Raw genomic sequence first — 6,322 nt, 5'->3', positions numbered from 1 at the left:
GGTTTTTGAAAATGGATTCCCGTTTTCACGGGAATGACAAGAAGTGGTATTTTGCGCCCATCTGTGTCATTCCTGCGTAAGCAGGAATCCAGAAAGTGCGAAACCATAGGTAAGGTCACACCTGGAAGTTGAAGTTGTACGTCCCCACGGGCAGACCGTAGACCCTGAACACCTCCATCTGACCGAGTTTGAACGACTGTCTTATAAAAAATTCCTTCTGCTTTATTTCGCAGTCACATGGTATCTCTCAGGGTGTTCAAGGATATCTACGGACACATCAATGTCCAGTTCAGGCCAGTATATGTGATGAGAGTGTCGTAATACAACGCTAAGAATCTGACTAACCCTTGCTTCTTTAAACCACGGATGGTCCTCGTAGGACAAGAAATATTCCTTGTCATTAAGATAAAGCCATATCCCGTTTGAGGAAATATTTGTAACCTCAACATCCCCCAAAATGACTTGTCCATTTATCTCTGATTTCATTGCTATTCTCCTTTATTATCTTCCTTATTTCAGTGATCTGATTTTCTTTAAGTCCATAATTAATGGCGAGAGAGACATCAGGTTCTATCCAAAATTTTGCCTCGCCATCACTACAGCGAACATGCACGTGAGGTCTTGATTCCTCTTTTGAAAAAAAGAAAAATCTATACCCTCTGTAAGAAAATAGTATTGGACTCATCTAATTCAACCGCGTAGAGAAGTGCCGCTCTTATGTCTTCCATCTCAAGTTCGGGGTAATCCTCCAACAAGTCCTCCGTAGTAACCCCGGAGGCAATAGCCCTTAAAACCTGCTCTCCCGTAATTCTTAACCCCCTGAGAGTTGGCTTCCCCACCATTTGGGATTAACAGTAATACGCTTCAATAGTTCTTCAGTATCCATGACTTTATAGCCTCACTCTATCACAATGATACAACCGCTGTCAACCGCTTTTTTATTTGATAATATCTGCCAACACTTTGGCGCTGTGGTCGGAGGAGCTGTCCCGTGCCAGATTGCCGCAGTTCTGCCTTATCGTTTCGATCTCAGTGCCGTCCATGGAGAGCAATCTGTTGACGCAAAGACGCAACGACCGCGGATCGGACGTCTTAAACACCAGCCCGACGCCATACCTCTCAACGCAGGCCCTTATGGATGGCCTGTCACTAGCGATAATTGGCCGCTTAAGACTGCACGCCGTCCACAGGACGCTTGGCCAATCAAGGAACTCCTCCTTGTAGGAGATGACCGCGGCATCGGCTGCAAAGAAGTACAACCGCTTGACCTCTTCGCTGACCCACTCGTTGACTATCAGGTAACGATCACCAACCCCAAGCCTCCGAACTAGGGAGACGATCCATTTATGCCTGTCAGACGGGACAAATCCAACCTGAAGCACACAGATATCGGGCGGCATATCCACAATGGCCTCAATAACGGTCTCGGGGTCTCTGCCCTGGTGTACGACGCCAAATAGCAGCAGAATGGCCTTTGTCGCGGGCAATCCAAGGGCATTGCGTGCATCGGACTGCGACACCTCGACCTCTGTCGGGTTGTATCCCCAGGGGATCAGGTGAACGCACCCCGACAACACCCCCCCCCCAGAAAACCGCTCCAGGCCTCAACGGTCAACTCGTCATGCCCCACGATTATAAACCTGTTGCGCAACATCGCCAGGCTGTAAAGGGGCCACCACAGGATGAGATTCTGCAGGCGTCGATACATGTCCATCGAAGGCGGGTAGCCGTGCACAAAGTTGCCCTTCATGGCGTAAAACGGCGTCATCATTATCAGTATCCAGTTGGTTTTTTTCAGGAACAAGGCAAACAAAAACGGCAAAAACATGTATGGATCACCGTTTAAGAGATAGCAGAAGTCATACCGTTGTTGCCTGACTATGCGTATGGCATATACGATGCAAACGACTTGGTAGATGAGGTGTTTTGCATAGTAGAAGACCTTAAAGGCGCTCAATGCCGCTATCAGGGATGCCGTCCATGAGCCGGCCCTTATGACGGTGTACTGTTTCACGCCCGGGGGTAGCCCGCCATCGAGCAACCCCTGAAACGTCAGCAACGCTACTTCCACCCCCGCCCTGGTCAGGGATGCGATTTCGTTGCGTGTCCTGTCGGAGTAGTGCCCCGTCTCGTGCGCCCGGGGGCAGACGTACAGGATAGATACTTCAGATGCTGTTGACATATCTTCGTTATGCTTCATGGTAAAAGAAAGAAGGAGGGCGGTTTATGGCAGGGGTGCCTCACCCCCTCCGCCCCCTCCTCAGACCTCCCCTGCAAGGGGGCCAGCCCCCTTGACCCCATTTTACCATGCTTTTCCGTTTGACAAGTAACCTGCTCACGTGATCCGTTTCAAGATGTCGATAAGCGCTATGGTTGTCTTCTGCCAAAGGTATCGCTCCAATACCAGTGCCCTGGCGTTTGCCCCGATACTATTTACCCTGGGTGCATTAAACCACAGCTCTACAACCTTGTCGGCAAATTGCTGCGGCTTATCCGCTATGACAAAGTGCTCGCCGTCTATGCCATCGATCCCACCGGCCCCACTTGAGGTCGTCACGACACACTTGCCCAGGGCCATTGCCTCCAGTATCTTGTTCTTTATCCCCGAACCGGATATCATCGGCGCTATAAACATCCGTGATCGGATAATCGTTGCATATGGGTCATCGACAAACCCCGTGACAACTACCCCCTTTGAACCGGTCAGCGCCAGTACTTCCGGAGTTGGACGGGAGCCGATTATATGAAACTCCACGTTGTCGAGTTTTTCTCTGATCGCCGGCCATATCTCTTTGACAAAGTACACGACGGCATCTATGTTTGGACTGTAGTCCATCTTTCCCAAAAAGGTCAGGATATCCAACGGTGGTGCTATGGATGGCCGGCTACCGTAGGCGATGATTTCCTCTGCTACGCCATTGGGTACGGTGACGACATTGGTCTGACCGGAGAGCTTCCTGATGTGGTCAGAGTCGCTGTCTGAGGTCATAAAGCAATAGTCAAAGCGTCCCGGTAGTTTGCGTTCGTATGAGTCTACGCGGCCCCTTTCTACGAGGTATATAAGCCTCCATAGGAAGTTGCTGCCGAGCTTGTTGTCCTGCATGTAGCTCAGGGACATGGAGTCAACGCAGTCAACCACGCACGGGATATCGACGTTGCGGACGTAGTCGGTGGTCCTGATGTGACTGCAAAATATGAGGTCATACTTGTTCTGCCGTATGAGTGAGTTGACCTTGTCCTGTGCCTGCCTGAAGTAGTAGTAGCCCACCTGGAGCGGTCTTTGATCGACCAGTGCCCTGAGGGCATTGAGATAGCTGACCTGTTTTGAGTGTCTGTAGACGTAGACGTTGTTAAAGTGTTGTTTGTAGGCATCGAGGTGTCTGTCCTGGATATCGTGTTCGGTCAGACTAAAGACGTCCGTGGTGAAGTGTTGGGCTATCACCTTTGATGCGTTATACACCCGGATCAACCCACCCGATACCGGCGGATACGGAAAGCGTGAGGCAAGGTACAGAACCTTTTTCTTATTCATATCAGGCCACCTTTTTCTTCTCCAAAGACGACCACTCTGATCGTTCGGAGGATTATTTGTATGTCGAAAATCAGGGAAAAGTTCTTTATGTAGTATATGTCATATTCGAGTTTTTTTGCAGCGTCCTCGATAGAGGCACCGTACTTGTAGTTGATCTGCGCCCATCCCGTGAGACCCGGCTTTACGATGTGTCTGAAGCTGTAGTATGGGATTTGCTCCTGTAGTTGGCTGATAAAGGCGGGTCTCTCCGGTCGCGGTCCGACAAAGGACATCTCCCCCTTGAGGATGTTAAACAGTTGAGGCAGTTCATCTATGCGCAGTCTCCTGATGACCTTTCCCACCCTTGTTATTCGGGGGTCGGCGGCAGCAGCCCAGGTGGGGCCGTTTTTTTCGGCGTCCCTGACCATGGAGCGAAACTTGCGCAACCTGAACGGCTCCTCATTCTGTCCCACCCGTTTTTGCATGTACAGGGCCGGCCCGCTGGATTCAAGCCTTATTATCAGCGCTATCAGCAACATAAACGGCGCCAGCAGGATTATAAACGTCACCGACAACAAGATGTCGATAAGCCTCTTTGCCCTTATGTAGAAGTCATTGTGGATGACCGTAAAGCCGCGCGAGTACAAAAACCACCTGTCCTCCAGGAAGTAGATTGGCACCCGCTCCAGGACGTCCTCGTAGAAGTCGGACATCTCCCTGACCACCATGCCCTTCATGCGACATTCCAGCAGGTGTTGAAACAGCAGGGGGGGTATCTTGGGTGAGTCAACGAAGACGATAACCGGTGACTCTGCGCGCTTAAGCCCCTTGCACGTGAGCTTCTTGTCCAACCTGCCGCCATAAAACACGGTCTTGTCTATTTTGACCTTGTCTGATTTATCAAGGCTCTTTGACACCTTCCCTATAAACTCCTCGGGGCCGTACAAGACTACACGAACGGGTTTATTGATCTTATGCCTTATATTATACATCAAAAGACGAGACGTTGCCGTAAATAAAAATATCCCTGTAGTCTGCATTGCCAGCAATCCCCTGCCTATAAAGAACTTGTAAAACACAAAGGAAAAGAGCATTATTCCGATGGCGGCACATATCACCCCCAGCAGCAGTCTCATGATGAGCTTCTTGCGAAAAGACAAGTCATAGAGGTCGAAGATATAGAATGCCGTAAATATTGTCACTATCCACAGGGTCATGTCGTTGATCGTCTGTGTCAGTACAAGCTCTTTGTGTCTCAGCAGGTGGGCGATAAATATGGATACGTATATAGAGGCGACATCAAAAAACGGGATCAACGCCTTTTGTAAACGATAATTTGTCAACTACGCTATAATCTCCTGTGGTAGTCCCTTATGGAGTTCACTCACTTGCCATCGCATATATTCTATTGTCTGGAATTATTATAGTCACTATTTCTATGGACAAATGTTGCCATTTAGATAGTTTTTGTGTACAGGAACCATATATGCCTGTAGTCTGAATCGATTCAAGATATTTAAAGACGCATTATAATCTGCATCCGCTGTGTAGCCACAACTTCTACACTTAAATAACTCACCGCTTCGATTAGACCTGTGGATATCTCCGCACTTGAAACAAGTTTGGCTCGTATAGGCAGGATTAACCTTGTGCAATTGGACGCCAACTACTTCACAATGTTGTTGCAGCCTATTGAAAAAATAACTGTAAACCCACCTTTGTAACTTATTATTAAACTCTTTCCGTATTTTGCCTTTTGTGCCATGTTTTACGTTGTTTAAGTCCTCAATCACTATTTCTTTAATTTTATCCAAATTGAGACGTTTGATTTCTTTGTTTACATACTCATTTCTTTCTGTTAACGCCCTGTTAAAGGCTTTGCTCTTTTGCACTTTACGGCTAATATTTTCTATTTTATCTTGCAATTCTTTTCCTATTGTGGCACCATTAGAAATGACTGCAAGTTTTTTGTATCCACAGTCCAGGGCAACAATTTCACCTTCGGTTTTCTTTTCCTTCTCTGTCTTCTCAAAAAATACGTCAAGGTATATTTTACCTTTACCGTCTATCCTTAGCCTGGCCGATTTTTTAATTTGCCAATCTTTAAATTTGTTGAAATGATAATGCCTCTTTGAGGGAATTATTATTATTATCTTTTTCCCCAATGATGATAACTTTATCCATATATCAAAACTGTTATTGCCTTTCTGTATTTCTATAAATCTATTATCCAGTTCTATTGAACTACCTTTGAACACAGGCTTAACTTTATTTTGCTTTTTTCTTTGAGATTTCACAATCTGCAATGCCTGTTTACCAGCGCATTGCTTTGCCCTTGCGCTTAACCATGTTTCAATTTCCAAAAACTCTCTTGTAACAAAACTACCAGCAAACACCTGCTTATCCCACAGCTTATCAATAATGGCGGTTACCACTCTGGTATATTCAGTTATGAAGTCTTTGAGCTTGACTTCCTTGTCTGCGTTGCTATAATTGAGATTTAGTGTCGCTTTCCTTGTCATGTGTCAGATACTTCTCCGCTTGATTGTTTGCTATTATCAATCTCGTGTAAGTTTGATAAGCGTTAAGTTTACTGCCTCTAATCCATTATAACTTATTCCAGGCATTTTTTGCACCCCAAACTTTATGTCTATATACTGATCGGATTCGAGTTTTTTCGGGTATCAAAATTGCCTGAATAGAAGAAAGAAAGGGGCGGCTCCGCTTCTTTGTCGCTCCAGGAGGGGGCAGCGCCCCCCGGCTCAATGCGCTCCTGGCCCCCTTCAGAACCCCCCGCAAGGGGAGGGGCGA

At 47.2% G+C, this 6,322-nt stretch carries 8 protein-coding genes; all 8 read right to left on the bottom strand.

Annotation, left to right across the window (positions count from 1 at the left end):
• Positions 1–222: 222 nt before the first annotated feature.
• A complete protein-coding gene (locus HWQ67_RS11320) occupies positions 223–486 on the bottom strand; it encodes a DUF2442 domain-containing protein (protein ID WP_218252798.1) in 264 nt (87 codons plus the stop codon).
• The gene (locus tag HWQ67_RS20560) at positions 443–685 is read right to left on the bottom strand and encodes a DUF4160 domain-containing protein (RefSeq protein WP_218252797.1); all 243 of its coding nucleotides are present in this window, start codon (positions 683–685) and stop codon (positions 443–445) included. The genes HWQ67_RS11320 and HWQ67_RS20560 overlap by 44 nt, the downstream gene beginning before the upstream one ends.
• Positions 651–842 carry a DUF433 domain-containing protein gene (locus HWQ67_RS11310; protein ID WP_218252796.1) on the bottom strand — a complete coding sequence of 64 codons (192 nt, stop codon included), beginning with the start codon at positions 840–842 and terminating at the stop codon, positions 651–653. The genes HWQ67_RS20560 and HWQ67_RS11310 overlap by 35 nt, the downstream gene beginning before the upstream one ends.
• Positions 843–938: 96 nt before the next feature.
• Entirely contained in the window at positions 939–1,574 is a 636-nt protein-coding gene (locus HWQ67_RS11305) for a glycosyltransferase (protein ID WP_218252795.1), read from the bottom strand.
• On the bottom strand, positions 1,553–2,182 hold the full coding sequence (locus HWQ67_RS11300) for a hypothetical protein (RefSeq protein ID WP_218252794.1): 630 nt from the start codon (positions 2,180–2,182) through the stop codon (positions 1,553–1,555). The genes HWQ67_RS11305 and HWQ67_RS11300 overlap by 22 nt, the downstream gene beginning before the upstream one ends.
• Before the next feature lie 153 nt (positions 2,183–2,335).
• A complete protein-coding gene (locus tag HWQ67_RS11295; protein WP_218252793.1) occupies positions 2,336–3,532 on the bottom strand; it encodes a glycosyltransferase family 4 protein in 1,197 nt (398 codons plus the stop codon).
• Entirely contained in the window at positions 3,529–4,854 is a 1,326-nt protein-coding gene (locus HWQ67_RS11290; RefSeq protein ID WP_218252792.1) for a sugar transferase, read from the bottom strand. The genes HWQ67_RS11295 and HWQ67_RS11290 overlap by 4 nt, the downstream gene beginning before the upstream one ends.
• 93 nt (positions 4,855–4,947) lie before the next feature.
• Positions 4,948–6,033: an RNA-guided endonuclease InsQ/TnpB family protein gene (locus HWQ67_RS11285; RefSeq protein ID WP_218252791.1), complete on the bottom strand. Its 1,086-nt coding sequence runs from the start codon at positions 6,031–6,033 to the stop codon at positions 4,948–4,950.
• Positions 6,034–6,322: the final 289 nt, after the last annotated feature.

It is taken from the genome of Candidatus Magnetobacterium casense (assembly GCF_019173545.1).
GTDB classification, from domain to species: domain Bacteria; phylum Nitrospirota; class Thermodesulfovibrionia; order Thermodesulfovibrionales; family Magnetobacteriaceae; genus Magnetobacterium; species Magnetobacterium cryptolimnobacter.
This window is presented reverse-complemented; position numbering and strand designations above follow the sequence as displayed.

Coding starts and splice junctions, on each gene's coding strand:
- HWQ67_RS20560 (WP_218252797.1), bottom strand. CDS start 685: ATGAGTCCAATACTATTTTCTTACAGAGGGTATAGATTTTTCTTTTTT.
- HWQ67_RS11320 (WP_218252798.1), bottom strand. CDS start 486: ATGAAATCAGAGATAAATGGACAAGTCATTTTGGGGGATGTTGAGGTT.
- HWQ67_RS11285 (WP_218252791.1), bottom strand. CDS start 6,033: ATGACAAGGAAAGCGACACTAAATCTCAATTATAGCAACGCAGACAAG.
- HWQ67_RS11310 (WP_218252796.1), bottom strand. CDS start 842: ATGGTGGGGAAGCCAACTCTCAGGGGGTTAAGAATTACGGGAGAGCAG.
- HWQ67_RS11300 (WP_218252794.1), bottom strand. CDS start 2,182: ATGTCAACAGCATCTGAAGTATCTATCCTGTACGTCTGCCCCCGGGCG.
- HWQ67_RS11295 (WP_218252793.1), bottom strand. CDS start 3,532: ATGAATAAGAAAAAGGTTCTGTACCTTGCCTCACGCTTTCCGTATCCG.